Below are 26,254 nucleotides of genomic sequence, written 5' to 3'. Positions count from 1 at the left end.
CTAATTCCATTCCAATGGCAATGACTACGGCAAATAATTACCTTTTTATATGATATTTGTTTAGTTAGAGTGACAGAAACCTACGCGCAGCCGGCGGAGCGCAAAGCCGGCAAGCCTGCTATCATCGCCAGGTCTTTGAATAAGGAGCAGTCATGTCCCTGCGCAACCCCAATTCCCCGCACCGCCTGAGCCGTCTGAAAACCCGCCAACGCAAGAAAATGCGCGTAGGCGAATTCCGCGAGCTGGGCTTTCATCTGATCTCCATGCTGCACGACGGCGCGGATTCCGAGGCGCTGCTGGACGCCTGGCTAATCCAGGTGGACGAGGCCGGCATCAGCTTCGGCGGCCATTTCGACGGCGCCGGCAAGCTGGAAGGCGTGGCCTTCCCGGTGGGCGAGGTCAAGATCAGCGACGAGTTGCGCCTGCAACTGCTGTCCTGGCTGCAAGCCCGCGCCGAAGTGAAATCGGTGGAAGGCGGCGAATTGATCGATCTGTGGCACAGCCGCTGATCCCTTTCCGTCCGACGTGAAAAAACCGGCTTGTCGCCGGTTTTTTTATGCCTGGACGCTTCGAGCCGCGGGCGCGATCAGGACAGCTTGCGGAACACCCGGTAGCCGATATAGAGCCAGGTTTCCCTGGCCAGGAAGCGGGACCAGCTGGACAGCGTGCGGTAGCGGCTGGATTGCGTGGGCGCGGGATAGGCGGTCAGGCCGATATCGGTGGCCATCAGCACCGAGCGGCGCATATGTAGCGGATCGCTGACCAAGAGGAAGGAGCGGATGCCGAACTGGCTGCTCAATTCGCGCGCGTTTTCCAGGTTTTGCCAGGTGGTGCGCGACTGGTTTTCCGCCAGCATCGCCGTCATCGGCACGCCTTGCTTGGCGGCGAAGTCGCGGCCGACGTCGGCTTCGGACGGATAACCCGGTTCCGGCGTGCCGCCGGTGAACACAATCCAGCGCACCTTGCCGGACTTGTACAATTTGACTGCGTGATTGATGCGCTCGCGGAACACCGGCGACGGGCGCTTGCCCCAGGCCGCCGCCCCCAACACCAGCGCCGCGTCGGCTTGCGGTTCGTTTGCGCTGCCGCCGAAATCGACGATGCTCCAGGCCACGTAGCTGAAGCCCAGCACCACCAGCAAAATCGCCAGCACAAAGCCTTTCAACATCAAACGCAAGTAGAGCATGGGTACCGCAAGTGAAGGGTGGAACGCCGATTGTACCCGCAAACCGGATGCAAGCGGCAAGGCCGCGCGCTCCGCGCCTACTTCTCCAATTCCCAAATCGCCGCCTGCAGGGACTCCATCCGCGCGGCGAGCGCCAGCTGCGCGTCGTCCAGCGCCTTGTTGTAAATGTCTCTGCCGATTTTGTCGGCGACGAAGTCCAACAGGAATTGCGCGTCGAACTGCCCCAGCTCGATGCCGAACTGGTCTTGCGCGTACTGTTGCAATTGCGGAGCCAGCGTTTGCAGTTGAGCGGGGGTCAACAAGGAATGATTGGCCATGGCGTGCCGCCCTGTGCGATGGAAAGCCGCGATTATGGCGGCTATTCGCCGATGCTGGAAGCGGTTTCCCCGCGCACGGCTAAAGGGACAGCGCCCGTCCCCATTGCAACAGGCCCGCCCGCCACTGGCGCTGGCCGTTCAATTGCCAGGCCAGCAGCCGGTCGCCGGCCTCGCCGCGCCAGAGGGGATGCGCCCGCATCTGGCTGAGCAAGGCCTCCGCCGCCTGGCTGTCGTCAAAGCATAGCGCCAGCCAGTCCGACCCCGCGCGCGTCAACACGCGGCGCAGCTTGTCCGGCCACGGCGCGGCGCCGCGCCACACCGTGGTGCCGTGAAAACAGCCCGAGCGCAGCCATTGCCGCCGGACGCGCCACTGTTCGGCGCCCAGCGCGCACAGGCCGCGCGGAAACTCCAGACCCCACCATAGCGCAGCATGCATTCGTCGCCCTTTCATTGTGCATTGCACAATTTTTTATACCCGCATTCCGCGCCCGCCGCAAGCGCGGCCGGCCCCGATAAAAAAACAGGCCGCGCAAGGCGGCCTGATCAAGTTGAAACGCTCACAACGATAAGTCAGACAAGGGAAAGCAATTACACGGTCACCCAGCGCGGCCGGGTCAGCTCTTCCGGCTTCAGCAGCAGATCCAGCTGCTCGCGGCTCAGCAAGCCTTGCTCCAGCACGATGTCGGCGACGCTGGCGCCGGTGGCGTGGGCCTGGGCTGCCACATTGGTGGCCGCGGCGTAGCCGATGACGGGATTGAGCGCGGTCACCAGGCCGATGGAGTTCTCCACGCTGGCGTGCAGGCGCTCGCGGTTGGCGGTGATGCCCGTGACGCAGTTGTCGGTCAGCGTGGCGCAGGCGGCCGCCAGGTGGCCCATGCTGCGGAACAGACTGTAAGCGATCACCGGCTCGAAGGCGTTCAATTGCAGCTGCCCGGCCTCCGCCGCCATGGTAATGGTGACGTCGTTGCCTATCACCTCGTAAGCCACCTGGCTCACCACCTCGGGAATCACCGGATTGACCTTGCCCGGCATGATGGAGGAACCGGCCTGGCGAGCCGGCAGATTGATCTCGCCGAAACCGGCGCGCGGGCCGGAGGACAGCAGGCGCAAATCATTGCAGCTCTTAGACAATTTGACTGCGATGCGCTTGAGCACGCCGGACAACTGCACGAAGGCGCCGCAGTCCTGGGTGGCTTCGATCAGATTGGGCGCGGTCAGCAGGGTGTGGCCGCTGAGCTCGGACAGATGCAGACAAGCCAGGCGCGCGTAATCCGGGTGCGCGGTAATGCCGGTGCCGATGGCGGTGGCGCCCAGATTGATTTCCAGCATCAGCGCGCTGGCTTCCATCAAGCGCTGCTCGTCTTCCTGCAGCATCACCGCATAAGTCATGAACTCCTGGCCCAGCGTCATCGGCACCGCGTCCTGCAGCTGGGTGCGCCCCATCTTCAGGTAGTCCTTGAACTCGTCGGCCTTGGCGGCGAAGGCCTCGCGCAACGTCGCCATCCGGGTCAGCAGCTTGTTGGCGCCCCAGAACGCCGCCAAGCGCAAGGCGGTCGGGTAAACGTCGTTGGTGCTTTGACACAGATTGACGTGTTCATTGGGATGCAGGTACTGGTACTCGCCCTTGGCGTGGCCCATCAGTTCCAGCGCGCGGTTGGCGATGACCTCGTTGGCGTTCATATTGGTCGAGGTGCCGGCTCCGCCCTGGATCGCATCCACCACGAACTGCTCATGCCAGCGGCCGGCGCGGATTTCCTCGCAGGCGGCGATGATGGCCTGAGCGACAGGCCCCGGCAGCAAGCCCAGATCGCGGTTGGCCTGAGCCGCGGCCTGCTTGATGCAGGCCAGCGCGCGGATCAGATCGCCGTAGCCGGCGATGCTCTGGCCGGTGATGGGAAAGTTTTCGACTGCGCGCAAGGTGTGCACGCCCCAATAAACGTCGGCGGGCACTTCACGATCGCCTAGCAGATCATGTTCTATGCGGGTCGTCATGGATGCTTCTCCTGATGCGGATGACGCCACGCGCTCGCGTGGCTTGAAGCAGCGCACTCTATGCCATGCCGCGGCGGCTGGCCAATTCGAAATGCCGATAGGGTCATGCGGGAAATGCATAACCTTGACGGGGGGCGCGCGTTCCCCGGCACCCCCGCTCAGCAGGCCGGGTATTGATGCGTCAGATAGTCCCAGAAGGCCTTCAAGGCCGGACGCTGTCGCTTCTGATCGATGTAGAGCCGGATCTCCATCTCCACCTGCCAGGACTCGTCGCCGGCGGCCGCCAACAAGCCCTCCTGCGCCTCCCGGCGCGCCGAGCTTTCCGGCAGGAAGGCCAGGCCGTGCCCTTCCAGCACCATGTGCTTGAGCCCTTCCGCCATATCGGTTTCATAGCGCAGCGCCAGCTTGGCCGGCTGCGGCGCGGACTCCAGAATCAAGTCGCTCATCAGCCGGAAATAGGCGTTGCTGGCGTAGCCGAGAAAGGGCAAGGGCTGCTGCGCGCTGCCGGGCAGTTGGTAACGCGGCCGGCCGGCTTCCGCGATCGAGAACGGCCTCAGCCGCTCGACGCCCAGCTTCAGCCCCTGATAGCGGGCGTCGGTCAGTTCCACCGGTTGCTTGGGATGGTGGTAGCACATCAATAGATCGCTGCCGCCTTCCACGAAGGCCAGCAGCGCGTCGTGCACATTGCTGGCCTGCAGCCTACAGGGCAAGGCGCCGTAACCGCGCTGCGCCTGGGACAGCCATTTGGGAAAGAAGGAGAAGGACAGGGTGTGCGGCACCGCGAACTCCAGCGTGCCCGCGGCCAAGGGCTGCAAGCCGCGCAGCAAGGCGCGGCTGGTGTTGAGCTGGGACAGCATGGCCACCGCCTGCTCGCGGAACAGCGCGCCGGCCTCGGTCAGCCGCGTCGGATAGGTGGTACGATCAATCAGACCGGCCCCCAACCAGCTCTCCAGCGATTTGATCCGCCGCGAGAACGCCGGCTGGGTCAGGTGGCGCAGTTCCGCCGCGCGGGTAAAGCTGCCGGTTTCCGCCAGCACCAGGAAGTCTTCAAGCCACCGAGTTTCCATCGCGCGCTTCCGCCAGAGTGATCAGGAGCTGGGATAGTAGCCTAAACGCGGCCCAAGAATCTGTTCACGATCCGCCGCGCCGCCTGAAACCCGACACGGAGAGCGCCGCCTCCAAGCCGGCGATGTTGACCTGTTGCAAACCCAAAGTCATAAACCGCGGTAGAATGACGCAACTACCTGGCACCATCCGCATGCATATTACTCACTTCATCTGGCAGAAGCTGCTGGGCATGGCGCCCGGCGAGATCCAGAGCGGCGATACGCTCTGGCTGCTGAGCCCTCGCCAGCACATGCCCTTGCTGGCGCAGCGACGCGCGCTGATGCTGGTCAACCGCTGCCGGCTGTTCGCCATCCTGTTTTCCGCGCTGACGCCGGCCTGGGCCTTGATCGACTTGCTGACCCTGCCCTATCCGCTGTCCCTGCAATTGGCGGCCCTGCGCCTGCTGGTGTCCGTCGCCTTCGTCGCGCTGGCGGTCTGGCAGCCTATGGACGGCCGCCTGCGCTCGGCCTATCGCGGCATCGCGCTCTTGTTCGCCATCCCCACCCTGTTCTACATCGCCTCCCACCTCTTGCTGCGTCGCTACCATCTGGAAGGCTTGTCCGCCGCCATCGGCGCCGGTTACGCCTTCCTGCCCTTCGTGCTGCTGGCCGGGCTGGCCATTTTCCCGCTGACCCTGCTGGAAAGCCTGGCTTTCGCCAGCCCGGCGCTGTTCGGCTTCGTGCTGACCAGCCTGCTGGACCTGAACGGCGACAATCTGCCCGGCTTCGGCGGGGAATTCTGGCTGCTGTCCTTGCTGGCAGGCGTCTCCGCCATTGCCGGCATCAGCCAGCTGGCCTTCATCATCGTGCTGGTCCACCAGGCGATACGCGATCCGTTGACCGGGGTCTTCTCCCGCCGCAGCGGCGAGGAAATGCTGGGCCTGCTGGAGTTGCAGGCTCAGCGCAGCCGGCAGCCGCTGAGCCTGGCCTTCATCGACCTGGACCACTTCAAGGCGATCAACGACCACTACGGCCACCTGGCCGGCGATCAGGTCTTGCGTCATTTCGCCGAGCTGATGGAAGGCAGGCTGCGACGCAGCGACGTGCTGGTGCGCTGGGGCGGCGAGGAGTTCGTGCTGCTGATGCCCGGCGCGCAGTTGGCCCACGCCGCCCAGGTCATCGCCCGGCTGCGCGCCCAGGGCCTGGGCGAGCGGCCGGAAGGCCATGCGCTGACCGCCAGCATCGGCGTGGCGGAGTTGTTTCAAGACGGCAGCGCCGACTGGCGAGCCTTGGTGGATTTGGCCGATACCCGCATGTACCGCGCCAAGCAGACCGGGCGCAATCGGGTAGTGATCTCCGGCTGAAGCTTTACCCGCCGGGCGACTTTCCTTATCGTGGGCGGCATGACCGCTCTGACCGCCCCGCTCCTTCCCCGCTCCCGCGGCGCCGCCGCCGCGCTGCTGCTCAGCCTGTTGGCCCATGGCGCGCTGCTGTGGCTGAGCAAACCCGGCGGCCGCCCGGACGCCGCCGCGGCCCCGCCGCTGCGGATACAGCTGCGGCCACCGGCGCCGGCCGTCGTCCCGCCGCCGACGCGCCCCGCCGCGCCCGACCCCTCTGCCCGAAAATCGGCCGCTGCCCCGCGGCATTCAAACGCGGCGACGCACATCGCGGCCGCCGGCCCCGGCAAACGCAGCGTCCCAAGCGGGCGCGACGCTTCGGCGCCCGCCACGGCCTTGACCTTGGGCGGCCTGCGGCAGCAAGTGCGCGAGCAAGCCGCCGCCGCGCCGGAAAAAATCGCCCCGCTGCCGGCCGACCCCGCCAAAACGAAATTGGCCCGCTCGATCGAGCGGGCCGAAAAACCGGATTGCAAAACGCGTTACGCCGGGCTGGGCCTCTTGGCCATCCCGGTGCTGGCGGTGCAGAGCGCGCGCGAGGACGGCTGCAAATGGTGAGCCGCCCCCCGCCTCCTCAAGACGCCGCGTTCGCCCGCGTCACCCAGTCCTGAGTGGCGTCGGCGGCGCGGAACTCGCGCACGGCCTGTTGCAGCAAAGCAAACGCCGTCGGCGCGTCCAGCCGCCCGCAGGCCTCGTCCATGCTCGCCAACAGATCCCGCATCTCCGCGTCCGACAAGCAGTATTCCTGAGCGCGCATGATGCGTTCGTGATCGGTGGCCAGCACGTTGTCGCCGATCAGCAACTCCTCGTACAGCTTTTCCCCCGGCCGCAGACCGGTGATGCGGATTTCGATGTCGCCGCCGGGACGGGCCGCGTCCTTCAGCTCCAGACCGGACAGATGCACCATGCGCCGCGCCAGATCGATGATGCGCACCGGCTGCCCCATGTCCAGCACGAACACGTCGCCGCCGTCGCCCATCGCGCCGGCCTGGATCACCAGTTGCGCCGCCTCCGGAATGGTCATGAAGTAGCGGGTGATGTCGGCGTGGGTCAGCGTGATCGGTCCTCCGGCCTTGATCTGGGCGCGGAACAGCGGCACCACCGATCCGGAGCTGCCCAGCACATTGCCGAAGCGCACCATCACGAAGCGGGTGGCGCTGCCGCGCGCGTGCCGGGTCTGCAGCGTCAGTTCCGCCATGCGCTTGGTGGCGCCCATCACATTGGTGGGGCGCACCGCCTTGTCGGTGGAGATCAGCACGAAGGTGTCCACGCCGCAATCCTCGGCCGCGCGCGCGGTGGTGTCGGTGCCGAACACATTGTTGACGATGCCGGCCACCGGATTGTGCTCCACCATGGGCACATGCTTGTAGGCGGCGGCGTGATAGACGGTGTCCACCTTGAAGGCCCGCATCACCTGGGCCAGCCGCTGGTAGTCGGTGACCGAGCCCAGCACCGGGGTGCGCGCCGGCGCCGCGGCGGCGCGGCCCAGTTCCTGGTCTATCGCGTACAGCGCGTATTCGGACTGCTCGAACAGGATGATACGCGCCGGCTCGTTCTTGGCGATCTGGCGCACCAGTTCCGAGCCGATGGAACCGCCGGCGCCGGTGACCATCACCACCTTGCCGCGGATATTGCGCGCCAGCAGTTCGGGCTTGGGCGGCACCGGGTCGCGGCCCAGCAGGTCTTCGATCTCGACCTCTTTCAGCTCCTCCACCCGCGCCTCGCCGGACACCAGGTCCGCCATGCCCGGCAGCCGCTTGATCGGCACCCGCAGCAGTTCCAGAGTTTCCAGTATCTCGCGCTGGCGGCTGCGGCTGACCGAGGGCATCGCCAAGAGAATGCATTTAGCCTCCAGGTCCTTGACCAGCTGCGGCAGATCCCGCGGCGGATGCACCGCCACGCCGCGGAAGGTGCGGCGATGCAGTTCGGGGCTGTCGTCGACGAAGGCCATTGGCCGATATTCGCGGCCGGCCTGCAGGGCCAGCATCAGTTGCACGCCGGCATGGCCGGCGCCGTAGATGATCACGTGCTCGCGCGGCGCGTCCACCGCGTCGATGCGGCGCACCAGGCCGCGCAGCAGAAAGCGGCTGCCGCCGATATAGGCCATGGCGAACACCCAGAAGATGATCACCGAGGTGCGCGGCATCGCCCAGATGTGGGCCATCTGCAGCACCGCCTGCAACACCAGCACCGACAAGGTCACGCCGGAGAACACGGTCAGGATGATCTTGTCGTCCAGATATTTGAGCACCGCGCGGTACAGGCCCAGCTTGATGAAGATGGGGATGGCCCACAGCGGCGGCACGATGAAGATCCACAAATGCGGGTTGAGCTTGGGATCCCAGTATCCGCCCAAGCGCAGGAAGACCGCGCTCCACAGCGCCAGCGGCAGCAGCAGCGCGTCCATCAGCGCCAGCATCGCCATCTTGTTGTGGCGGGAGAAGGCGAGCAGTTTTTCAAACATGGTCATTCTTTCGCGTCCGACGGCCGTTGATACAGCGCGTCCAGACAACATTCCTCATTATCTTGGCCGTCGCCCAGGCTCAGCAGCGCGAAGCCGTGCGCCTCGTAGAAGCGGCGCGCGCCCGCATTGGCCTGGAACACCCACAGCCGGCAGGCCGACGCCGGCGACGTCAGCACCCGATCCAGCAAAGCCGCGCCCACTCCGACACCGCGATGCTCGGCGCCGACATAAAGCTGATCCAGCCATAACACGCCGTCTTTCAGCGATGCGGCGGCGAAGCCGGCGATATCGCCATGCCGCTCCGCCAGCCAGACATCGCCCGCCGGCAGCAGCGCATTGGCGAACCAGGCCTGCACCGCCGCATCACTATGCGCCAGCGGCGCGTAGCTCATCTCACGGCGGCAGGCCAGATAAATGTCCGTTAAAGCGACGGCATCGGCGGATCCGGCCAAGCGGATGGAAATCGTCATCGGCTGACGATCTTCATCAGCGTGGCGACGATGATGCGGATATCCTCCGCCAGGCTGTGGCTTTCGGCATAGCGCACGTAATAGGCCAGTTTTTCCGGCAACACCTGCTCGATGTAGGCGCGCTCCGGGTCCTCGGCCCGACCCAGGATTTCGTTCTCGTCTATCATCTTGATCGACGCCCAGTCGGTGATGCCGGGGCGCACCGACAATACGATGTCGCGGACTTCGTCCGGGTAGTGGGCGACGTATTTGGGCACCTCCGGCCGTGGGCCGACCAAGCTCATATCGCCGAACAACACATCGATCAACTGCGGCAGTTCGTCCAGCTTGGTCTTGCGCAGCAAGCGCCCGGCGCCGGTGACGCGCGCGTCCGCGCCCACGGTCAGCTGGCCGTGGCGCTCGGTGTCCACCTGCATGGTGCGGAATTTGTGGATGCGGAACAGCGTGCCGCTCCGCCCTACCCGCACCTGGCGGAAAAACACCGGCCCCGGCGAATCCAGCTTCACCCACAGCGCCACCGCGAGCAGCGGCAGCGCCAGTGCGGCCAGGCCCAGACCCGCGGCGACGATGTCGAAGCCGCGCTTCAGCAGCCGCGAACCGTGGCGACGCGGACGGCAGCACGGCGGCAGCAAGCCGCCGCTGTCTGAACCCCGCTCGCTCATGCGCTCAGGATCTCGCGCACCGCGGCGATCACCCGGCTCTGGTCATCGTCCGTCATCCGGGTGTATAGCGGCAGGGTCACTTCGGCCTCGAAGGCGGCGTCGGTCACCGGGAACTGTTCGCGCGTCAGCTGATAGCCGTCGCGCCACACCGGCTGACGATGCAGCGGGATGAAGTGCACCGAACAACCGATGCCCTTTTCCGCCATCCGGGCGATGAAGTCGTCGCGGCTGACGCCGGCCTCGGGCTTGATGCGCACCGGATACAGATGCCAGGCGTGGTTGCTGCCCGCGTCCTTCGGCCGCGCCGGCAGGATCAGCGGAAGGTCGGCCAGCTCGCGGTCGAAACGCTGGGCCATCGCCTCGCGCAATTCCTGGAAGCGGCGGATTTTCTTCAACTGGTGGATGCCCATCGCCGCGGCGGTGTCCGGCATATTGTATTTGAAGCCCGGGGCCACCACTTCGTAGAACCAGGCCGGTGTCTTGGACACATAGCGGTCGAAGGCGTCGCGGCTGATGCCGTGCAGACGCATCACCTTGCAACGCGCGATGATGTCCTTGTTCTTGGACACCACCATGCCGCCCTCGCCGGTGGTCATGGTCTTGTTGGCGTAGAAGCTGAACACGGTGACGTCGGAGTCCAGGGTCCCCACCAGCTTGCCCTTGTAATAAGTGGGCAACGCATGGGCGGCGTCTTCAACGACCTTCAGCCCGTGCTCGCGGGCAATGGCGATGATCTCGTCCATCTCGCAGGCGAGGCCGGCGAAGTGCACCGGCATGATCGCCTTGGTCTTGGCGGTGATCGCCGCGCGGATCGCGTCCGGGCTGATGTTGAAGGTGGCCGCGTCCATATCCACGCATACCGGGTCCGCGCCCAGGTAGCGCACCACTTCGGCGGTGGCGGTGAAGGTGTAGCTGGGCACGATGACTTCGTCGCCGGGGCCGATGCCTATCGCTTCCAGCGCCAGGTGCAAGCCGGCGGTGGCGGAGTTGACCGCGATCGCCTCGACGCCGTCGCCGATGAACTGCGCGAAGTCGGCCTCGAACTGCTTGGTCTTGGGACCGGTGGTGACCCAGCCGGAGCGCAGCGCATCGACCACTTCGTTGATTTCGTCCTCGCCGATGTCCGGCAAGGCGAAAGGCAGGAATTTTGTTTCGCTCATAGTATTCTTCGCTATCAGTTAAGCGCGCGGACTCGTCCAGACTTGTCCAAGCGACCTTGCAAACCCGGTAGGATGGACAAGTTCAAAAGCTTGCCCACGCACCATGCTCATTCCCCAAACACACCATCTCTCTCGCCCCCTGCCCAGTCCAACGGCAGACGGCCTTCACACACCCCGCGATGAAAAAACGCTGATCACTCACTCGCGAGCAAGCACCGCCTGCAAAAACCGCCGCGCCAGCACCGCGTAATCATGGTGCTCCAGCACATAGGCCTGACCCGCCGCGCCCATGCGCGCGCGTTCCTCGGCCGGCGTCGCCGCCATCCGCTGCGCCGCGTCGGCAATCGCGGCCGGATCCTCGGCGCCCACGCTGATGCCGGCGCCGGCGTCTTTCACCATATCGTTGCCGGCCTCCACCGAATGGATCACCGGCTTGGCGGCCATCAGGTAGTCGAACAGTTTATTGGGGTTGATGCCAAAACGGTAGATGGGCAGCTTGCGCCAGCCTATGAACAAAGCGTCCATTTCGGCGAGGAAGCCCGGCACCGCGCGCTTGGCGATGGATGGCAGGAACATCACATTGTCCAGCCCTAGCTCGGCCGCGCGCGCCGCCAAAACCTCCTTGTCCGGACCGTCACCGACCAGAACGAAAGTCACCGGCGCGTCCCGCATCAGCGCCGCCGCCTCCAGCAGGTAATCCAGCGCATTGGCCAGGCCGTGCCCGCCGGCGTAGCCGATCAGGAAGCGCCCCTGCGCTTTCAGCTCCGCCAGCCGCATCCGGTGCTCGGCCGGCAGGGCCTCGGCCTCGCCGCGCCATTCGGCGACGTCGACGCCGTTGGGGATCACCGCGTACTTGGCCGGATCCATGCCGTGCGCCACCATATAGTCCTTGGCGCAGGGCAACATGGACACCACGGTGTCGGCCTTGCGGTAGCCGAAATCCTCGGCCCATTGCAGCAGGCGGATGAAGGGATGTTTGGGCGACATGCCGCCCACCTCCACCGGCGTCAGCGGCCACAGATCATGCACCTCGTACACCAGCCGCGCGCCGGTCTTGGCGGCGATCCAGGCCGCCGGCACGGTGTCCAGCGGATAGGTGGACGAGGCGATCACCACGTCCGGCTTCCACTGCTTCAGATAGCGGCCGGACAAGCCCATCACCCGGGCCAGAAAGCTGAAGATATTGAGCACGCGGCCGATGCCGTTGCCCTCGTAAGGGCGGGTCTTGCACCAGGTGTAGCGGATGCCGTCTATGTCTTCGTCCCGGTATTTGCCGTCCACTTGCGGATGGGTCTGGCGCAGATGGGAGATATCGGCGGCCAGCATATTGACTTCATGGCCGGCCTGCGCCCATTCCCGCGCCAGATAGTAGGGACGGAATTCCATGCCGTGCCGGGGGCTGCCGGCATAGTGGTTGATGTAAAGAATTTTCATGGTTTACAAGGTTGCGTACAGCTTGACCAGCTTGTCGGCCTCGGCCGCCCAGCTGTATTTGTTCAATACCGCCTGCTTGCCGGACTCGCCCAACGCCCGCATGCGCGGCTCGTCGGCCATCAGTTCGTTGACGGCGGCAGCAATGGCGGCCGGGTCCTGCGGGTCCACCAGCAGGCCGCAGCCGGCGTCGTCCACGATCTCGCGCCACACCGGAAAGTCCGACGCGATCACCGGCATGCCGGCGGCCATGTATTCGAACAGCTTGATCGGCAAGGCGTCGACGTAGTTCGGCGTAGGGAACAAAGTCACCAGGCCGATCTTGCTCTTGGCCAATACCTCGGCCACGCCCTTGCGGTCCAGCACGCCCAGGTCGTTGACCCGCGCCCAACCCGGCCGCGCCGATACCCGGGCCTTCAAATCGCTCTCGCTCCACGGCCCGGCCAGGTTCAGCCGCGTCGCGGTGTCCGGCAAGGCCTCGACAATGGGTTCGATGCCGCGGATGCGCGAGATGCCGCCGATATAGCACAGCTCGTTGCGGCGCTGCTCCCACGGCGTGTCGCGCACCAGTTCTTCCAGGATGGGGAAGTTGCACACGTCCAAGGCGCGCGCACCCAGCTTCTCGAAGCGCTTGCGGATGTGCGGCGTCGAGGTCACCACCGCGTCGAAGCGGCGCGCCGCCCAATCTTCCAGCGTCTCGAAGCCGCTGGACACCAGGGGGCGCACCGCGCCGGGTATCCAGTGCTTGGCCAGGATCTGGCGCGGCACGTCTTCATGCACGTCGTACACCACCTTGATGCCGGCCTGTTTCAGGCGCAGCGCGGCGGGAATCAGTTCCGGGTCGTGGAAGTGGACCACGTCAGGGCGCAGCTTCAGCGCCGCCTGATACACGCGCTTGACCGTGCCGGTCATCCGCGCCAGACGGCCGCCGGTTTTGGGGCCGACGTCGTGGAAACGCACGCCGCGGTTGATCTCCTCGCCCTGGCCGTCGGCCACGATCAGCGTCACCTCATGCCCGGCGGCGGCCAGGCTCGCGCACTCCTTGACGAAGATGCGGATGTCGTGACGCGGATGGGCGGAAGTGAGATGGGCAATTTTCATGGGTAAACCTTGTTTACGCCACGCAAACACACAGAAGGGACTTCGGCTTTACATCGCATCCTGCCTGCGGCAAGGCCAGCATGGCCTGGAGATGGCGATGCCGTTTGGTCCCTGTCTTTCCATGTGCTTCCGCGGCTAAATTCATTCCTTAAATCAGCTCCCGGTACAACTGGGCGAAGCCGGCCATATTCGGCTGATGCAAACCCTTGTCCGCCACCAGCCGGCGGTTGAGCGCGGCGATTTCGTCCAGCCGCGCATCCTCGCCGGCCAGTTCCATCGCGCGCAGCAGTTCCTCGCCCAAACGCCCGACGTCCTCGGCGATCACGCCGTTGAGGCCGTCGATCACCCATTCGCCGTTGGCCGGCAGATTGGACAATAAGGGCAGGCAGCCGTGGCCCATCGCCTCCAGCAGGCTGACGCTGGTGGCGTCCGAACGCGGCACGCTGACGAAGACCCGGGATTCGGCGTACATCCGCCCCAGGGTCGCGCTGTCGACGAAGCCGGCGAAGTCCACGCGGCTCAGGCCCAGCTCGGCGGCCAGGCGCTTCAGGGCCTCGGTCTCGCTGCCGCTGGCGGCCACGGTCAGGCGCCAATCGCCGAAACGCTCACACAGCTCCACGCTCTGCCAGGCGCGCAGAATGGCGTCGATGCGATAGAGCGGCTTGTGCAGCCGGCAGGACAGCACCCTCTTGCCCTTGTCCGCGCTGGCCGCCGGCTCCGGCATGGCGTCCATGCCGTAATTGAGCAGGCGGATGCGGCAGCCCTCGCCGGCCAGCTCGCGGATTTTCGCCGCCATGTGCAGCGAATCCGAGGTGATCGCGTCGGCGGCGGCCAGATTGGCGCGCACCATCGCCCGCATCAGCCGGCTGCGCTCCGGCAGCAAGAGCACGTCGGAGCCCCAGGCGGTCAGCACCATGGGCAAGTCCAGGCTGACCGCGGCGCGGCTGCCGTGCCAGGCCACGCTATTGGCCTGATGGATGTGCAGCAGCTGCGGCCGCGTTTCGCGCAGCCAGGCACGCAGACGCGACACCGTGCCCAGCGCCGCCAGACGGAAATCCACGCGCAGGCTGCCGGCCAGCAAGGGGGCCACGTCGGCCGGAACCTCGCCGTTGCAGGCCAGGTAGAGCTGGTCCACATGCGGCGCGATGCCGCGCAGGAAACGCCAGGTGTGCACCGAGGCGGAAGCCAGCACCGCGACGCTGGCGATCTTGTCCCTCACCGGCTCAGTCATGCGCCCAGGCCTCGTACAAGGCCAGCAGCTCGGGATGTTCGTCCAGCCACTTGGCGTCCATCTCCCGGGTATCGCCCACTACCCGCGCCGGATTACCGGACAGGATGGCAAAATCGGGATACACGCCGGCCGGCACATAGCTGTAAGCCGACACCATGCTGCCCTTGCCCAGTTCCACGCCCGGCATCAGCACCGAGTGCGGGCCGACGAAGCTGTACGGGCCCAGCTTGGTGGGTTTTTTCAGATAGCCGACGTGATTGTTGCTCTCCAGGTAGCGGTCGCCGTACAGGCGAATGGCCACATGGCTGGAGTGGGTCAGCAGCGAAACATAGTTGGTGATCTGACAACCTTCGCCGATGTAAAGCCCGCCGGAGGCGTCGATCAGATTGAAATGGCCGATGTAGACGTTGTCGTCCACCATCAGCTTGCCGACATGTTCGATTCGGGTCATGTTGGACACCCGGGTGCGTTTGAGGAACACCCCGTCGCCGCGGGTGAATCCATACACCATTCTGGGCTGCACCCACGCCGACAGGCGGAAACGGATGCGGCTGAATAGAGCGTGCCAATTCATCGGGCTGCCTTGTAAAGCCATGCAAAATAAGCCAGGAAATAAGCGGCCATCACCACCGACACCAGTTGGAAGGTGGGCACCGCGTCGTTCCACAGCGAAAAACCTGCCCACATCGTGCCCAGGAACAACAGGGCCTGCAGCAAGGACCACAGGAAGGCCTGACGCTGGCGGTTGATCACCGGCGGCACCATGCCCAGCGGCGAGGCGACGAAGTGGAACAGGATGTAGAGCGACATCGCCTCCGCGTAGCGGCCGGCGGTGGCCCAGTTCTGGCCGAACACCAGCGAGAACAGGGGTTCCCCGGCCAGTTGTATCACCAGGAAGGGCAGCAAGGCCATGCCGCTCAAAGTCAGCATCATCTTGCGCAAAATCGGGCGCAGCGGCTGCCCTTGATTGCGGGCGTCGGCCAGCTCGCGGTAGGCCACTTGCGCCACCGCCTGGCCGATCAGGGCCGCCGGCAGCTTCAGCACCCGCATCATCAGGCCGTAAAAGCCCACCGAGGCGGTGCCGGCCAGCATGGTCAGCGCCACCAGCGTCGCCGAATCCAGCAAGGCGGTGCTCAAGGCGTGCGGCGCGTTGATCTTGGGAAACTCGATATAGGCGCGCGCCACCTCGCGCATGCCGGCGCGGCTGAGTTCGTGACGCCAGGCGAAGCGGCCCTTGAGGTCCTGCCAGGTTTGCGCCAGCAAAGAGCCGAACTGGCCGGCCAGCTGGCCCAGGATCAGGCCGGCGGCGCCCGCCCCGGCCCAGCCCAAGCCGACCTGGGTAGCCGCCATGCTCAGCGACTGCAGCATGCGGCCGTTGGCGTTGGCCTGATAGCGGCGGTGGCGGTTGTTCCAGTTGGTCCAGGCTTGCATCAAACCCGCCAGCGCGACGGACAGCGGCAGCAGCAGCAGCCAGGGCTCCAGCTCCGGCGCGCCCAGATGGCGGGCGATATGGGCATGGCCGTCGAAGGCCACCGCCACGCCCACCAACAAGGACAAGGCCAGCGCGCAGGCGATGGACAGGCCCATCAGATTGCTGGCCCGCCTCTCCTCGGCCGGCAACACGATGGCCATCTCGTAACGGGCAGTGGCCAGCACCGCCAGCGTGGACAGCCAGGAGACATAGACCGCCTGCACCCCCACCTCGTGCGGGTTGTACAGGCGGGTGATCAAGGGCGACACCAGCAGCGGAATCACCTGCGCCACCGCCGCCCCGGTAATCAGGGTGACGATGTGGCGGATGAAGCCGCTCTTGGGCAGGCGGGACAACAACAGGCCCATGCGCTCAGGCCAGAGCCTGCTTGACCGCGGCGACAATGGCGTCTTGCGTCGCCTCGTCCAGGAAGGGGTGCATGGGCAGGCTCATCACGCGGCGGCCGGCGGCCTCGGACAGCGGGAAACTGCCCTCGGGCAGGTTCAGATGGGCGAAGGCCGGCTGCAGATGCAGCGGAATCGGGTAATGCACCGCGGTGGGCACGCCCAGTTCTTTCAGCTTGGCCTGCACCGCCTCGCGATCGTCCACCTCGATGGTGTACTGCGCGTAGACATGGCTGTTGCCCTCGGCGATCACCGGCACCCGCGCCACCTCGCGCAGCTGCGCGCTGTAGCGCGCGCCGATGCGTTCGCGCGCCGCCACTTCGTCGGCGAAGCTCGGCAGCTTGGCCAGCAACACCGCCGCCTGTATCGTGTCCAGCCGGCCGTTGAGGCCGATGATGGGATGGTGATAGCGGCGATCCTGGCCGTGCACGCGGATCTCGCGCATTTTCTTGGCCAGCGCGTCGTCGTTGGTGAAGCAGGCGCCGCCGTCGCCGTAGCAACCCAGGGGCTTGCTCGGGAAGAAGCTGGTGCAGCCTATGGTGGACAGATTGCCGGACTTCTTGCCGCGCTGGCCGGCGCCGAAGCTCTGCGCGCCGTCCTCGATCACCGCGATGCCGTGCTTGGTGGCGATGGCGTTGATGGCGTCGAAATCGGCGCACTGGCCGTACAGGCTCACCGGCATGATGGCGCGGGTGCGCGGCGTGATCGCCGCTTCCAGCAGCGCCGGGTCCAGGTTGTAACTGATCGGGTCGATGTCGACGAACACCGGCTTGGCGCCCAGCAGCGCGATCATCTCGCCGGTGGCGATGAAGGTGAACGGGGTGGTGATCACCTCGTCGCCGGGGCCGATGTCCAGGGCCATCATCGCGATCAGCAGCGCCTTGGTGCCGTCGCAAACGCCGATGGCGTGCTTGGCGCCGGTGTATTCCGCCAGCCCCTGCTCCACCTCCTTCACTTCCGGCCCCATGATGTACTGGCCATGGTCCAGCACCGCGTGGATGCGGGCGTCGATATCGGCTTTCAGATGCTGGTATTGCGCTTTCAGATCAATGAACTGGATGGACATAAGAGGATCAACCCCAAATCAATTTTTGAAAGATATCGCCCATATAGCGACACGCGGAACGACGGAGAAGCGCCCTGAAGCCAGGCCGCATCAGGGGGCTTGTCAGTCGTTCTTGAGCGGCGAGCAGTGATTGCCGCCCACCTCGTAATGCTTGGCGCAGGCCGGGCAGCTATGGGTGCCGATATCGTTGGCCAGCCGTTCGCCGCAGGAACACATCCAGCCAATGCGCTTGGCCGGCGTGCCCACCATCAGCGCGTAGGCCGGCACATCGCGGGTCACCACGGCGCCGGCGCCGATAAACGCGTACTCGCCTATGGTGTGGCCGCACACCACGGTGGCGTTGGCCCCGATGGACGCGCCTTTTTTCACCAGGGTGCGGCGGTATTCATGCTTGCGCGCAACGTGGCTGCGCGGATTGTTGACATTGGTGAACACCATGGACGGGCCGCAGAACACGTCGTCCTCCAGCGTCACCGCGTCGTAGATGGACACATTGTTCTGCACCTTGACGTTGTCGCCGATCAGCACGTCGTTGCCGACGAACACGTTCTGGCCGAAGGAACAGCCGGCGCCGATCTGCGCGCCGCCGCAAATATGAACCCAGTGCCAGACGCGGGTGTTCTCGCCGATCTGCGCGCCGTCGTCGACGATGGCGCTGGGGTGGATGATAGGATGCATCTTAATTAAAACCTTTAGTTTAGCCACGGAACCACACGGAAAGACACGGAATAGGTCAACTACAAGACAAAGCGCCTGACCTCGGCCTTGGGGTGCCAAAAATTAATCAACAGACCCAGTCTCAAACCGCTAGTCCTCATATAGTTCAACAATTGAGCCTCATGAATGGCGGCCAGCTTTTCCTGCGCTTTCAACTCCAATACAACGCGCTCTTCAACCAGCAAATCAACACAGTACTCTCCGACCACCTGCCCTTTATAACGCACCAATAGCGGGACCTGCGACCGGGCAGCCAAGCCCGCGCTATTCAACTCCTGCAACAAAGCATTCTCATACACTTTTTCCAGGTAGCCGTGGCCCAGCTGACGGAAAACCTCAAAAACACAGCCCTGGATACGATACGTCAGATCCTCATCGATTAGAGGCGACATTGCGCGCTTCCCTTCCGTGTTTTTAGCTATGCAGAAGCTGCGTTTTCCGTGTTTTTCCGTGTGCTTCCGTGGCTAAAAATAACTCAATAATCCAGCGGCAGGCTGACGCGGCGGCCGTCGCGGGCGGACAGATACATCGCGATCAACAACTCCAGCGACTTCAGCCCTTCGCGGCCGTCGGTCTCCGGCTCGGCTTCGCCGCGCATGGTCTTGATCACATTGTCGTAGTACAGCGGGTGGCCGAAGCCGTAAACGCTGGTGGTGGCGTAGCTGGCCTGCTTGATGTCCTCGTCCATCGCGTGCGGCTCGGAAAACTCCCAGTGCTGGATTTCGTTGACGGCCATGCCGCCGACGCGCACCGAGCCCTTCTCGCCCAGGATGGTGATGCTGCCTTCCAGGTTCTTCGGGTAAGTCAGCATGGTCACGTTCATGCTGCCCAGCGCGCCGCTGCGCCATTTGACGCTGACGGTGCCGGTGTCCTCCACCTCGATATTGCGCGCCAGCGTCGCGGTGTAGGCCTGCACGCTTTCCACCGGGCCGATCAGCCAGTCCAGCAGATCCACGTAATGGCTGGCCTGGTTCATGAAGGCGCCGCCGTCGAACTCCCAGGTGCCGCGCCAGCCGGCCGCGTCGTAATACTCCTGCGGACGGGTCCAGAACACATTGACGTTGACCATGTAGACGCGGCCAAAGCGCTTCTCCTGCATCGCCCGCTTCAAGAGCTGCAAGGTGGCGTTGCGGCGGTTTTGCTTGACCACGAACAGATGCTTGTTGGCGCGGTCGGCGGCCTTGACCATTTCCAGGCCGTCTTCCCAGCGGGTGGCCATCGGCTTTTCCGTCATCACGTGGAAACCGGCTTCCGAGCAGGCGATGCTCTGGCTGGGATGCAGGCCGGACGGAGAAGTCAGGATCACGATGTCGGCGTCGGACTTGGCCAGCATGTCGGCCAGATTGGCGTGGCCGCGCGCGCCGGTGCGCTCCACCGCCGCCTTCAAGGCGGCCGGGTCGATGTCGCAGACATCCACCAGTTCGGCACGGTCGGCGTGCTTTTCCAGCGCGCCGAAGTGGTTCTGGGCGATGCGGCCGCAGCCCACCAGCGCAAAGCGGATCTTGCGGTCGGTAATCGGGGGAAGGTGCAGAGTGTGCATGAGTTTAAACCCTAAATTCAGTGAGCCACGGAAGCACACGGAACAACACGGAAACCCCCAAATACCCAAGATGCGAGAGCGCCCTCAAGTCACCGTGATTTGCAGGCTCCGGCTTTGTCCGTGTTTTTCCGTGTGCTTCCGTGGCTAAAAACAATCAGGCCTTGACGATATTGTCCGCCGACTCCAGATACTTGCCCCGGCTATCCACCACCAGCTGCGCGTGCGCCTTGATCTGCGCGTAGTCGAACTTGTCGTGGTCGGTGGCCAGCAGCACGCAGTCGTAGCCGGCGATGGCTTCATTGCTCAGCGCCACGCTGGACAGCTCGAAACGGTGCTCGCGCATCTTGGGGAACACCGGCACGTGCGGATCGCTGTAAGCCACTTCCGCGCCCAGATCGCGCAGCTTTTCCATCAGGAACACCGACGGGCTTTCGCGCATATCGTCGACGTTCTTCTTATAGGCGATGCCCAGCACCAGCACGCGGCTGCCATTGATCGCCTTCTTGCGCAGGTTCAGCGCGGCAGCCACTTTGGACACCACGTAGTCCGGCATATTGCTGTTCACTTCGCCGGCCAGTTCGATGAAGCGGGTGTTGACCCCGTATTCGCGCGCCTTCCAGGTCAGGTAGAACGGGTCGATCGGAATGCAATGGCCGCCCAGGCCCGGGCCCGGATAATAGGGCACGAAGCCGAAAGGCTTGGTGGCGGCGGCGCGGATCACTTCGTGGATGTCGATGCCCATCTTGTCGGCGACGATCTTCATCTCGTTGACCAGGCCGATGTTTACCGCGCGGTGGATGTTCTCCAGCAGCTTGGTCATTTCCGCGGCGCGGGTGGAGGACACCGGCACCACCTTGTCGATCACCGCGCTGTACAACGCCACGCCGATTTCCTGGCAGGCCGGGGTTACGCCGCCGCATACCTTGGGAATGGTGCGGGTAGTGAAGTTGGGGTTGCCCGGATCTTCGCGCTCCGGCGAGAACACCAGGAAGGCGTTGTCGCCCGCCTTCAGGCCGCGCGACTCCATGCGCGGCAGCAGTTCTTCATCGGTGGTGCCCGGATAGGTGGTGGACTCCAGCGACACCAGCTGACCTTCGCGCAGATAGGGCACCAGGCTGTCCATGGTGTCCAGCACGAAGGACAGGTCCGGTTCGCGGTATTTGTTCAGCGGCGTCGGCACGCACAGAATCAGGGTATCGGCTTCCGGCACGCGGCTGAAGTCGGTGGTGGCCTCGAAACCGCGGCTCAACGCGGTGGCGATGCTGTCGGCGGAGATATGTTCGATATAGCTTTGGCCGGCCATCAGGGCGTCCACCTTGCCCTGGTCGATGTCGAAGCCCAGCACTTTGTAGCCGACTTCGGCGAAACGCAGCATCAGCGGCAGGCCGACATAGCCCAGGCCCACGATGCCGATGACAGCGGATTTGTCTGCAATCCGATTGAGCAGTTGCTGCTTGATCACGGTGTAAGTCCCAACAGTATGTAAATACGATAGCGGCGGACCGGACATTCAGAACGAGCGGCGCTGAAGCGAAATCGCCCGCGCCGCGCCTGTCCTAAACTGTCCGGTCCACCGCCATAAAGTTCATTCAACGGCAAGCCAGCTTGCCGTTTTCCGTTTCTGTCCGTACTGATCTGCCTCAGAGCTCTCTGCATCCGAACTCGTTTCGCGCAGCGCGCCATCCGTCCCAAGCCGGCGTGGCCGTAATGCCGGCATTATACGCCTCTTCCCGCGCGTCATTGGGTAAGCAAATGTACGCAGACACCCCGCTTCAGACCAGTAAATGCCCCGCCGTGTGCTGATTGGTCATTTTCAAACGGCTGACGAAATCGACGAACTCCAGACCGAAGCGCCCCTCCAGTTCGTCGGCCCGTTTTTTCAAGGCCTCCCACTGCGTCAGCGTCGGGCTCTGGCGGAAAGCCATCACCGCCACATTACCGTGGCTGGCCGCCGGCAGTTCCAGCACCCGGCCCTCGAACACGTTCAACAGACGCTCGATGAAGGACTGATAACGCTTGTCCCCGCTCCACCAATTGGTGACGAACACGCCCTTGGGGCTGAGCGCGCGCTTGCAGTCCTCGAAGAAGTCCTCGGTGGTCAGCGCGTCGACGATCTGCAGGCCGTCGAAGCCGTCCACCAGGATGGCGTCGGTGGAGCCGCGGAAGATCTTCACGTAATCGGCGCCGTCGGCCTCGACGATCTCGAAGAAATCGCCCTCCTCCGGCAGCTGGAAAAAGGCACGCGCCACCGCGATCACCTGCGGATTGATGTCCACCGCCACACTGACCGCGTCCGGCAGGTATTCATCGATGAAGCGGGCGAAGGAGCCGCCGCCCAGGCCGATCTGCAAGATGTGCTGCGGCGCGTCGTTCCACAGCAGAAAACCCATCATCGCCCGGCTGTAACTGAGCACCAGGTCGGCCGGGTCGTCCAGATCCATGGAACTCTGTATCGTTTCCGAGCCCAGGTGCAAAGAACGGATATTGTCCGCCTCCGAGATCTCCACCTCCGGCATTTCCTCCACCGCGGGGCGCACGCGGCGGCGGAACGGATGCAAGGCCCTACGCGCCACAGCCCGAGTCCTCTCCCGCCGGTTTGCGCGAATCCAGAATGCTGATGGTGCGTTTCTTCGGCGCCGCGTCGGCCTCGTCGTCCTGCGGCGGCGGCGGATCGCGGAATTCTTCTTTGTCGAAAGCGGTGTCGCCGTCCTCGAACGGCGCGTCGCCGGTCTTCAGGCCGGCGAAGTCGAACAGGCCGGTGTCGGCCAGATGGGACGGCACCACGTTCTGCAACGCGCGGAACATGCTCTCCAAACGGCCGGGGAAGCGGCGGTCCCAGTCATTGACCATGTCCTTGACCACCTGGCGCTGCAAATTGGGTTGCGAGCCGCACAGATTGCAAGGAATGATGGGGAATTCGCGCAGCGCGGCGTAGCGCTCGATATCCTTTTCGCGGCAGTAAGCCAGCGGGCGTATCACCATGTGGCGGCCGTCGTCGGACACCAGCTTGGGCGGCATGGACTTCAGCTTGCCGCCGTAGAACATATTCAGGAACAGGGTGTGCAGAATGTCGTCGCGGTGGTGGCCCAGCGCGATCTTGGTCGCGCCCAGTTCGTCGGCCACGCGGTAGAGAATGCCGCGGCGCAGCCGCGAACACAGGCTGCAAGTGGTCTTGCCTTCCGGCACCAGGCGCTTGACGATGGAATAGGTGTCTTCTTCGACGATGCGGTATTCGACGCCGATGGAATCCAGGTATTCCGGCAGCACGTGCTCGGGGAAGCCCGGCTGTTTCTGGTCCAGATTGACCGCCACGATGGAGAAATCGATAGGCGCGGACTTCTGCAAGCCGCGCAGAATGTCCAGCAAGGTGTAGCTGTCCTTGCCGCCGGACAGGCAGACCATCACGCGGTCGCCCTCTTCTATCATATTGAAGTCATTGATGGCGTCACCCACATGGTGGCGCAGGCGCTTGGCCAGTTTATTGCCTTCAAACACGGCCTTTTTGGCCTTGTCGTCGAGGACGCTGCTTGCTTCGGACATGGAGTACGGCTAAGAAATTGAAAAACAGGCGATTTTACTTTTTTTCCGCGGCGAAATCCACGACGGCGAACAAGGCGCGCGCGCGGCCCACCCGCGCAGCGGCTACAACACCACGCTGCGGCCGCCGTCCACCGCCAGAATCTGACCGGTGACGTAGCCGGCGTCCAGCAGCAGAAAGGCCACCGCCCGGGCGATGTCCTCCGGCACTCCGGTGCGGCGCAAGGGAATGCTGGCCTCGATCGCCGCGCGCTCCGCCGCGTCGAATGACGCGTCGTCCTCCGGCCACAGATTCACTCCGGGCGAGACCCCGTTGACCCGCACCGCCGGCGCCAGCTCTATCGCCAGGCTGCGGATCAGCTGCGCGTGGCCGGCCTTGGCCAGGTTGTACACCACATGGCGGGCCATCGGCCGCTCCACGTGGATGTCGGCGATGCCGACAATGGCGCCGCGACGCTTGGCCAGCTCAGGCGCCAGCGCCTGGGACAGGAATAGCGGCGCCTTCAGATTGCTGCCCATCAGATCGTGCCAGGCCGCCTCGTCGATCCGACCCACCTCGGTGGGGAAGAAGCTGGACGCGTTGTTGACCAGGCCGTCCAGCCGGCCGAACGCCGCCACCGCCCGCGCCGCCAGCGCCGGCAAGGCCGCCGTGTCCAGCAAATCGCCCTGCAGCAAGCGCGCGGAATCCGGCCGCGCCGCGTTCAGTTCCGCCGCCAAGGCCTCCGCCTCGCCGCGCGAACCGCGATAGTGCAACACCACCCGCAGGCCCCGCGCGTGCAAATGCCGGGCGATGCCCGCGCCCACGCGCCGCGCCGCGCCGCTGATCAGCGCCACCCGCTGCTCTCCTGTCGTCCCCTGATCCGCCATTTCCGCTCCTCTGAATCTTCGCCCGCCGCCGCAGGCTCCCACACGCGCCTTACGCCGCGATGACGCCGGCCGCGCGCTCTATTTCTTGCCCATGCACGGCTGGGCCGCCGCCAAGGCCGCCTGGCTGGACGGCGGCAAGACGAAACGCGCCACCAGCTTGCCGTGCTTGCGGCTGGCGCCGTCTATCGTCACCAGCAGTTCCTTGTGCGCGGCGGACTGCCAGGCGAAGAACTCGCCCCGCGACGGCCACTCGAACACGAAGCGGCCGCTCTCCTCGTACCAGCCGGCGAAATGACTGTCCACGCCGCGGCGCAAACCGGCCAGGTTCAGCTTGAGCTTGCGCCGCTCGCCCAGGCCGCCCGGCCCCTCGTACGGACGCACGTCCCAGCCGCCCAATTGATCCGACACGTGCAAGGACAGCCGCAAGGGCGGGCTGTCCGCGCGGCAAGCCACGTCCAAACGCGCCGGAAAGCGGCTGCGTCCCACCGTCGCCTCGCCGTCCAGGCTGGCCACTTGCAAAGGATTGTCCGGATACGGCTTCGACACCGCCCACTGCGGCGCCGCCAGCGCCGGCCCCAGCAACAGGCCGCCCGCGCAGCCGGCCATCCAACGGTAAAATCCGCTCACCCTCTTCTCCTGTCCGTCAGTTTCCACCACAATCGCGGCACATTGTAGCAGGATGACCGCCATGACCACCTTACCCGCCGCCAGCGCCGACGCGCTGGCCACCAGCCAAAGCCTTGTCCACGCCATTCAGGCGGAAATCCGCCAGCAGGGCGGCTGGATGCCGTTCTCCCGCTACATGGAGCTGGCGCTGTACGCGCCCGGCCTGGGCTATTACGCCGCCGGCAGCCGCAAACTGGGCGCGGCCGGCGACTTCACCACCGCGCCGGAAATGAGCGCCTTGTTCGGCCGCGCGCTGGCGCGCCAGCTGGCGGAACTGCTGCCGCAAACCGCCAATGTGGTCTATGAGTTCGGCGCCGGCACCGGCAAGCTGGCCATCGACATTCTCAGCGAACTGCAAGCGCTGGACGCGCTGCCGGAACGCTATTGCATCATCGATCTGTCGCCAGACCTGATCGAACGCCAGCAAAGCAATATCCGCCAGGCGCTGCCGCAACTGGCCGAGCGCGTGCAGTGGCTGAGCCAGCTGCCGGAGCGGCTGGACGGCGTGATCATCGGCAACGAAGTGCTGGACGCCATGCCCTGCGAGCTGATCCGCTGGACCCCCGAAGCCCAACGGCGCGGCGTGGCGCTGGACGGCGAGCGCTTCGTCTGGGAAGACCGCGCCATTCAGGACCCACGGCTGCTGCAACTGGCCCAGGCCATCCAGCCGCGGCACGACGACTATGTTTCCGAAATCAGCCCGGCCAATATCGGCTTCCTCCACACCCTGGCGCAAAAACTGGATCGCGGCGCCGTGCTGCTGCTGGACTACGGCTTCCCCGCCGCCGAGTACTATCACCCGCAGCGCCATATGGGCACGCTGATAGGCCATTACCGCCACCACACCGTGGACGACCCCTTCTTCCTGCCCGGCCTGATGGACTTGACCTGCCACGTCGATTTCAGCGCGGTGGCCCAGGCCGGCATAGACGCCGGCCTGGACCTGATCGGCTACACCACCCAGGCTCAATTCCTGATCAACGCCGGCATCACCCAGTTGCTGGAGCAGCTGGACCCGGCCGACGCCGCCGGCTATCTGCCGCAGGCCGCCGCGGTGCAGAAGCTGCTGTCGCCGTCGGAAATGGGCGAGTTGTTCAAGGCCATAGGCTTCGGCAAGGGGGTAAGCATAGACTGGAGCGGTTTCCTGCGCGGCGACCGCTGCTACACCCTGTAAGCCGGCGGCCGCGAGAATCTTGTTGACAGCCGGCTTTCGGCTGCGTATATTTCGCGTCTCGGTGCACTCGTGCATCGAAAAACGTGGCGAATTAGCTCAGTCGGTTAGAGCGACGGAATCATAATCCGCAGGTCCGGGGTTCGAGTCCCTGATTCGCCACCACAGTTTGCGAAGAGTTGTTTTCGACAAGTCTTCACGGCGAATTAGCTCAGTCGGTTAGAGCGACGGAATCATAATCCGCAGGTCCGGGGTTCGAGTCCCTGATTCGCCACCAAAATGAAAAGGGTCAGCGCAAGCTGACCCTTTTCGCATTCCCGCCGCCTTCGGCCCCTTCCCGTTTATCCACAGATCCGCACGG

27 protein-coding genes and 2 tRNA genes are annotated in these 26,254 nt (G+C 64.8%); 6 read left to right on the top strand and 23 right to left on the bottom strand.

All coding sequences use genetic code 11. The features are described 5' to 3' along the window. The first annotated feature begins 152 nt into the window (after nucleotides 1-152). Entirely contained in the window at nucleotides 153-509 is a 357-nt protein-coding gene (locus AB1Z25_RS01910) for a 50S ribosome-binding protein YggL (protein WP_107798008.1), read from the top strand. A 77-nt stretch (nucleotides 510-586) separates the two neighbouring features. Here the strand turns inward: AB1Z25_RS01910 and AB1Z25_RS01905 are convergent, their stop codons facing one another. The 5 genes from AB1Z25_RS01905 to AB1Z25_RS01885 form a co-directional block, all read right to left on the bottom strand. Then, nucleotides 587-1,186, bottom strand: a complete 600-nt coding sequence (locus AB1Z25_RS01905; protein ID WP_019103655.1) for a YdcF family protein — start codon at nucleotides 1,184-1,186, stop codon at nucleotides 587-589. Between the two features lie 77 nt (nucleotides 1,187-1,263). Beyond that, nucleotides 1,264-1,503: a DUF2164 domain-containing protein gene (locus AB1Z25_RS01900; RefSeq protein ID WP_107798007.1), complete on the bottom strand. Its 240-nt coding sequence runs from the start codon at nucleotides 1,501-1,503 to the stop codon at nucleotides 1,264-1,266. A gap of 79 nt (nucleotides 1,504-1,582) precedes the next feature. After that, nucleotides 1,583-1,939 (bottom strand): hypothetical protein, encoded by a 357-nt coding sequence (locus AB1Z25_RS01895; protein ID WP_235084710.1) that lies wholly within the window; start codon nucleotides 1,937-1,939, stop codon nucleotides 1,583-1,585. Nucleotides 1,940-2,091: 152 nt separating this feature from the next. Beyond that, nucleotides 2,092-3,495, bottom strand: a complete 1,404-nt coding sequence (gene aspA, locus AB1Z25_RS01890) for an aspartate ammonia-lyase (RefSeq protein WP_107798005.1) — start codon at nucleotides 3,493-3,495, stop codon at nucleotides 2,092-2,094. A 158-nt stretch (nucleotides 3,496-3,653) separates the two neighbouring features. Then, the gene (locus AB1Z25_RS01885; protein ID WP_107798004.1) at nucleotides 3,654-4,562 is read right to left on the bottom strand and encodes a LysR family transcriptional regulator; all 909 of its coding nucleotides are present in this window, start codon (nucleotides 4,560-4,562) and stop codon (nucleotides 3,654-3,656) included. Nucleotides 4,563-4,726: 164 nt separating this feature from the next. Between AB1Z25_RS01885 and AB1Z25_RS01880 the strand changes: the two genes are divergently transcribed. Next, a complete protein-coding gene (locus AB1Z25_RS01880; RefSeq protein ID WP_227106673.1) occupies nucleotides 4,727-5,905 on the top strand; it encodes a GGDEF domain-containing protein in 1,179 nt (392 codons plus the stop codon). A gap of 39 nt (nucleotides 5,906-5,944) precedes the next feature. Then, nucleotides 5,945-6,493, top strand: coding sequence for a hypothetical protein (locus tag AB1Z25_RS01875; protein ID WP_486636466.1), 549 nt, complete (start codon nucleotides 5,945-5,947; stop codon nucleotides 6,491-6,493). A gap of 16 nt (nucleotides 6,494-6,509) precedes the next feature. On the opposite strand, the gene AB1Z25_RS01870 is transcribed toward AB1Z25_RS01875, so the two are convergent. From AB1Z25_RS01870 to AB1Z25_RS01785, 18 genes are all read right to left on the bottom strand, one after another. Beyond that, on the bottom strand, nucleotides 6,510-8,399 hold the full coding sequence (locus AB1Z25_RS01870) for a polysaccharide biosynthesis protein (RefSeq protein ID WP_227106669.1): 1,890 nt from the start codon (nucleotides 8,397-8,399) through the stop codon (nucleotides 6,510-6,512). Between the two features lie 2 nt (nucleotides 8,400-8,401). Beyond that, nucleotides 8,402-8,869, bottom strand: a complete 468-nt coding sequence (locus AB1Z25_RS01865) for a GNAT family N-acetyltransferase (protein ID WP_486636465.1) — start codon at nucleotides 8,867-8,869, stop codon at nucleotides 8,402-8,404. Continuing rightward, complete coding sequence (locus AB1Z25_RS01860; protein ID WP_486636464.1) at nucleotides 8,866-9,531, bottom strand: sugar transferase; 666 nt, start codon at nucleotides 9,529-9,531, stop codon at nucleotides 8,866-8,868. Before AB1Z25_RS01860 ends, AB1Z25_RS01865 begins: the two co-directional genes overlap by 4 nt. Beyond that, nucleotides 9,528-10,691: a DegT/DnrJ/EryC1/StrS family aminotransferase gene (locus AB1Z25_RS01855; RefSeq protein ID WP_227106665.1), complete on the bottom strand. Its 1,164-nt coding sequence runs from the start codon at nucleotides 10,689-10,691 to the stop codon at nucleotides 9,528-9,530. The genes AB1Z25_RS01860 and AB1Z25_RS01855 overlap by 4 nt, the downstream gene beginning before the upstream one ends. A gap of 198 nt (nucleotides 10,692-10,889) precedes the next feature. Then, nucleotides 10,890-12,125: a glycosyltransferase family 4 protein gene (locus AB1Z25_RS01850; RefSeq protein ID WP_235084717.1), complete on the bottom strand. Its 1,236-nt coding sequence runs from the start codon at nucleotides 12,123-12,125 to the stop codon at nucleotides 10,890-10,892. 3 nt (nucleotides 12,126-12,128) lie between these two features. Beyond that, nucleotides 12,129-13,223 (bottom strand): glycosyltransferase family 4 protein, encoded by a 1,095-nt coding sequence (locus tag AB1Z25_RS01845; RefSeq protein WP_231464241.1) that lies wholly within the window; start codon nucleotides 13,221-13,223, stop codon nucleotides 12,129-12,131. Between the two features lie 148 nt (nucleotides 13,224-13,371). Further along, entirely contained in the window at nucleotides 13,372-14,454 is a 1,083-nt protein-coding gene (locus AB1Z25_RS01840) for a glycosyltransferase family 4 protein (protein ID WP_486636463.1), read from the bottom strand. After that, on the bottom strand, nucleotides 14,447-15,028 hold the full coding sequence (locus AB1Z25_RS01835; RefSeq protein ID WP_107797995.1) for an acyltransferase: 582 nt from the start codon (nucleotides 15,026-15,028) through the stop codon (nucleotides 14,447-14,449). Before AB1Z25_RS01835 ends, AB1Z25_RS01840 begins: the two co-directional genes overlap by 8 nt. Next, nucleotides 15,025-16,293 (bottom strand): lipopolysaccharide biosynthesis protein, encoded by a 1,269-nt coding sequence (locus AB1Z25_RS01830; protein WP_486636462.1) that lies wholly within the window; start codon nucleotides 16,291-16,293, stop codon nucleotides 15,025-15,027. Before AB1Z25_RS01830 ends, AB1Z25_RS01835 begins: the two co-directional genes overlap by 4 nt. A gap of 4 nt (nucleotides 16,294-16,297) precedes the next feature. After that, complete coding sequence (locus AB1Z25_RS01825) at nucleotides 16,298-17,395, bottom strand: DegT/DnrJ/EryC1/StrS family aminotransferase (RefSeq protein ID WP_486636461.1); 1,098 nt, start codon at nucleotides 17,393-17,395, stop codon at nucleotides 16,298-16,300. A 102-nt stretch (nucleotides 17,396-17,497) separates the two neighbouring features. Next, nucleotides 17,498-18,073: an acyltransferase gene (locus AB1Z25_RS01820; protein ID WP_235084728.1), complete on the bottom strand. Its 576-nt coding sequence runs from the start codon at nucleotides 18,071-18,073 to the stop codon at nucleotides 17,498-17,500. A gap of 59 nt (nucleotides 18,074-18,132) precedes the next feature. Then, nucleotides 18,133-18,504 carry a GxxExxY protein gene (locus AB1Z25_RS01815; RefSeq protein ID WP_253315135.1) on the bottom strand — a complete coding sequence of 124 codons (372 nt, stop codon included), beginning with the start codon at nucleotides 18,502-18,504 and terminating at the stop codon, nucleotides 18,133-18,135. Between the two features lie 83 nt (nucleotides 18,505-18,587). Further along, nucleotides 18,588-19,652, bottom strand: a complete 1,065-nt coding sequence (locus tag AB1Z25_RS01810) for a Gfo/Idh/MocA family protein (protein WP_107797990.1) — start codon at nucleotides 19,650-19,652, stop codon at nucleotides 18,588-18,590. 154 nt (nucleotides 19,653-19,806) lie between these two features. Next, complete coding sequence (locus AB1Z25_RS01805) at nucleotides 19,807-21,111, bottom strand: nucleotide sugar dehydrogenase (protein WP_486637338.1); 1,305 nt, start codon at nucleotides 21,109-21,111, stop codon at nucleotides 19,807-19,809. Nucleotides 21,112-21,424: 313 nt separating this feature from the next. Beyond that, a complete protein-coding gene (locus AB1Z25_RS01800; RefSeq protein ID WP_233246777.1) occupies nucleotides 21,425-22,168 on the bottom strand; it encodes a polyamine aminopropyltransferase in 744 nt (247 codons plus the stop codon). 46 nt (nucleotides 22,169-22,214) lie between these two features. Continuing rightward, entirely contained in the window at nucleotides 22,215-23,192 is a 978-nt protein-coding gene (gene ttcA / locus AB1Z25_RS01795) for a tRNA 2-thiocytidine(32) synthetase TtcA (RefSeq protein WP_227106653.1), read from the bottom strand. Between the two features lie 102 nt (nucleotides 23,193-23,294). Continuing rightward, entirely contained in the window at nucleotides 23,295-24,056 is a 762-nt protein-coding gene (locus tag AB1Z25_RS01790; RefSeq protein WP_227106652.1) for a pteridine reductase, read from the bottom strand. Nucleotides 24,057-24,134: 78 nt separating this feature from the next. Beyond that, a complete protein-coding gene (locus tag AB1Z25_RS01785; protein WP_227106651.1) occupies nucleotides 24,135-24,683 on the bottom strand; it encodes a hypothetical protein in 549 nt (182 codons plus the stop codon). 61 nt (nucleotides 24,684-24,744) lie between these two features. On the opposite strand from AB1Z25_RS01785, the gene AB1Z25_RS01780 reads away from it, so the two are divergent. The 3 genes from AB1Z25_RS01780 to AB1Z25_RS01770 all read left to right on the top strand — a co-directional run bounded on the left by AB1Z25_RS01780 (nucleotide 24,745) and on the right by AB1Z25_RS01770 (nucleotide 26,170). Then, complete coding sequence (locus AB1Z25_RS01780) at nucleotides 24,745-25,896, top strand: class I SAM-dependent methyltransferase (protein WP_486636460.1); 1,152 nt, start codon at nucleotides 24,745-24,747, stop codon at nucleotides 25,894-25,896. 85 nt (nucleotides 25,897-25,981) lie between these two features. Then, a tRNA-Met gene (locus tag AB1Z25_RS01775) sits at nucleotides 25,982-26,058 on the top strand. A gap of 35 nt (nucleotides 26,059-26,093) precedes the next feature. Then, nucleotides 26,094-26,170 (top strand) — tRNA-Met (locus tag AB1Z25_RS01770). Nucleotides 26,171-26,254 lie beyond the last annotated feature (84 nt).

It is taken from the genome of Chromobacterium sp. HL1, from assembly GCF_057418835.1.
This window is presented reverse-complemented; position numbering and strand designations above follow the sequence as displayed.

Excerpts from the sequence above, each read along its gene's own strand:
- AB1Z25_RS01860 (WP_486636464.1), bottom strand. The coding sequence starts at position 9,531 with ATGAGCGAGCGGGGTTCAGACAGCGGCGGCTTGCTGCCGCCGTGCTGC.
- AB1Z25_RS01870 (WP_227106669.1), bottom strand. The coding sequence starts at position 8,399 with ATGTTTGAAAAACTGCTCGCCTTCTCCCGCCACAACAAGATGGCGATG.
- AB1Z25_RS01880 (WP_227106673.1), top strand. The coding sequence starts at position 4,727 with ATGACGCAACTACCTGGCACCATCCGCATGCATATTACTCACTTCATC.
- AB1Z25_RS01900 (WP_107798007.1), bottom strand. The coding sequence starts at position 1,503 with ATGGCCAATCATTCCTTGTTGACCCCCGCTCAACTGCAAACGCTGGCT.
- AB1Z25_RS01810 (WP_107797990.1), bottom strand. The coding sequence starts at position 19,652 with ATGCACACTCTGCACCTTCCCCCGATTACCGACCGCAAGATCCGCTTT.
- AB1Z25_RS01845 (WP_231464241.1), bottom strand. The coding sequence starts at position 13,223 with ATGAAAATTGCCCATCTCACTTCCGCCCATCCGCGTCACGACATCCGC.
- AB1Z25_RS01840 (WP_486636463.1), bottom strand. The coding sequence starts at position 14,454 with ATGACTGAGCCGGTGAGGGACAAGATCGCCAGCGTCGCGGTGCTGGCT.
- AB1Z25_RS01815 (WP_253315135.1), bottom strand. The coding sequence starts at position 18,504 with ATGTCGCCTCTAATCGATGAGGATCTGACGTATCGTATCCAGGGCTGT.
- AB1Z25_RS01905 (WP_019103655.1), bottom strand. The coding sequence starts at position 1,186 with ATGCTCTACTTGCGTTTGATGTTGAAAGGCTTTGTGCTGGCGATTTTG.
- AB1Z25_RS01865 (WP_486636465.1), bottom strand. The coding sequence starts at position 8,869 with ATGACGATTTCCATCCGCTTGGCCGGATCCGCCGATGCCGTCGCTTTA.
- AB1Z25_RS01820 (WP_235084728.1), bottom strand. The coding sequence starts at position 18,073 with ATGCATCCTATCATCCACCCCAGCGCCATCGTCGACGACGGCGCGCAG.
- AB1Z25_RS01835 (WP_107797995.1), bottom strand. The coding sequence starts at position 15,028 with ATGAATTGGCACGCTCTATTCAGCCGCATCCGTTTCCGCCTGTCGGCG.
- AB1Z25_RS01850 (WP_235084717.1), bottom strand. The coding sequence starts at position 12,125 with ATGAAAATTCTTTACATCAACCACTATGCCGGCAGCCCCCGGCACGGC.
- AB1Z25_RS01875 (WP_486636466.1), top strand. The coding sequence starts at position 5,945 with ATGACCGCTCTGACCGCCCCGCTCCTTCCCCGCTCCCGCGGCGCCGCC.
- AB1Z25_RS01790 (WP_227106652.1), bottom strand. The coding sequence starts at position 24,056 with ATGGCGGATCAGGGGACGACAGGAGAGCAGCGGGTGGCGCTGATCAGC.
- AB1Z25_RS01895 (WP_235084710.1), bottom strand. The coding sequence starts at position 1,939 with ATGCATGCTGCGCTATGGTGGGGTCTGGAGTTTCCGCGCGGCCTGTGC.
- AB1Z25_RS01825 (WP_486636461.1), bottom strand. The coding sequence starts at position 17,395 with ATGTCCATCCAGTTCATTGATCTGAAAGCGCAATACCAGCATCTGAAA.
- AB1Z25_RS01885 (WP_107798004.1), bottom strand. The coding sequence starts at position 4,562 with ATGGAAACTCGGTGGCTTGAAGACTTCCTGGTGCTGGCGGAAACCGGC.
- ttcA (WP_227106653.1), bottom strand. The coding sequence starts at position 23,192 with ATGTCCGAAGCAAGCAGCGTCCTCGACGACAAGGCCAAAAAGGCCGTG.
- AB1Z25_RS01910 (WP_107798008.1), top strand. The coding sequence starts at position 153 with ATGTCCCTGCGCAACCCCAATTCCCCGCACCGCCTGAGCCGTCTGAAA.
- AB1Z25_RS01800 (WP_233246777.1), bottom strand. The coding sequence starts at position 22,168 with ATGCCGGAGGTGGAGATCTCGGAGGCGGACAATATCCGTTCTTTGCAC.
- AB1Z25_RS01855 (WP_227106665.1), bottom strand. The coding sequence starts at position 10,691 with ATGAGCGAAACAAAATTCCTGCCTTTCGCCTTGCCGGACATCGGCGAG.
- aspA (WP_107798005.1), bottom strand. The coding sequence starts at position 3,495 with ATGACGACCCGCATAGAACATGATCTGCTAGGCGATCGTGAAGTGCCC.
- AB1Z25_RS01780 (WP_486636460.1), top strand. The coding sequence starts at position 24,745 with ATGACCACCTTACCCGCCGCCAGCGCCGACGCGCTGGCCACCAGCCAA.
- AB1Z25_RS01830 (WP_486636462.1), bottom strand. The coding sequence starts at position 16,293 with ATGGGCCTGTTGTTGTCCCGCCTGCCCAAGAGCGGCTTCATCCGCCAC.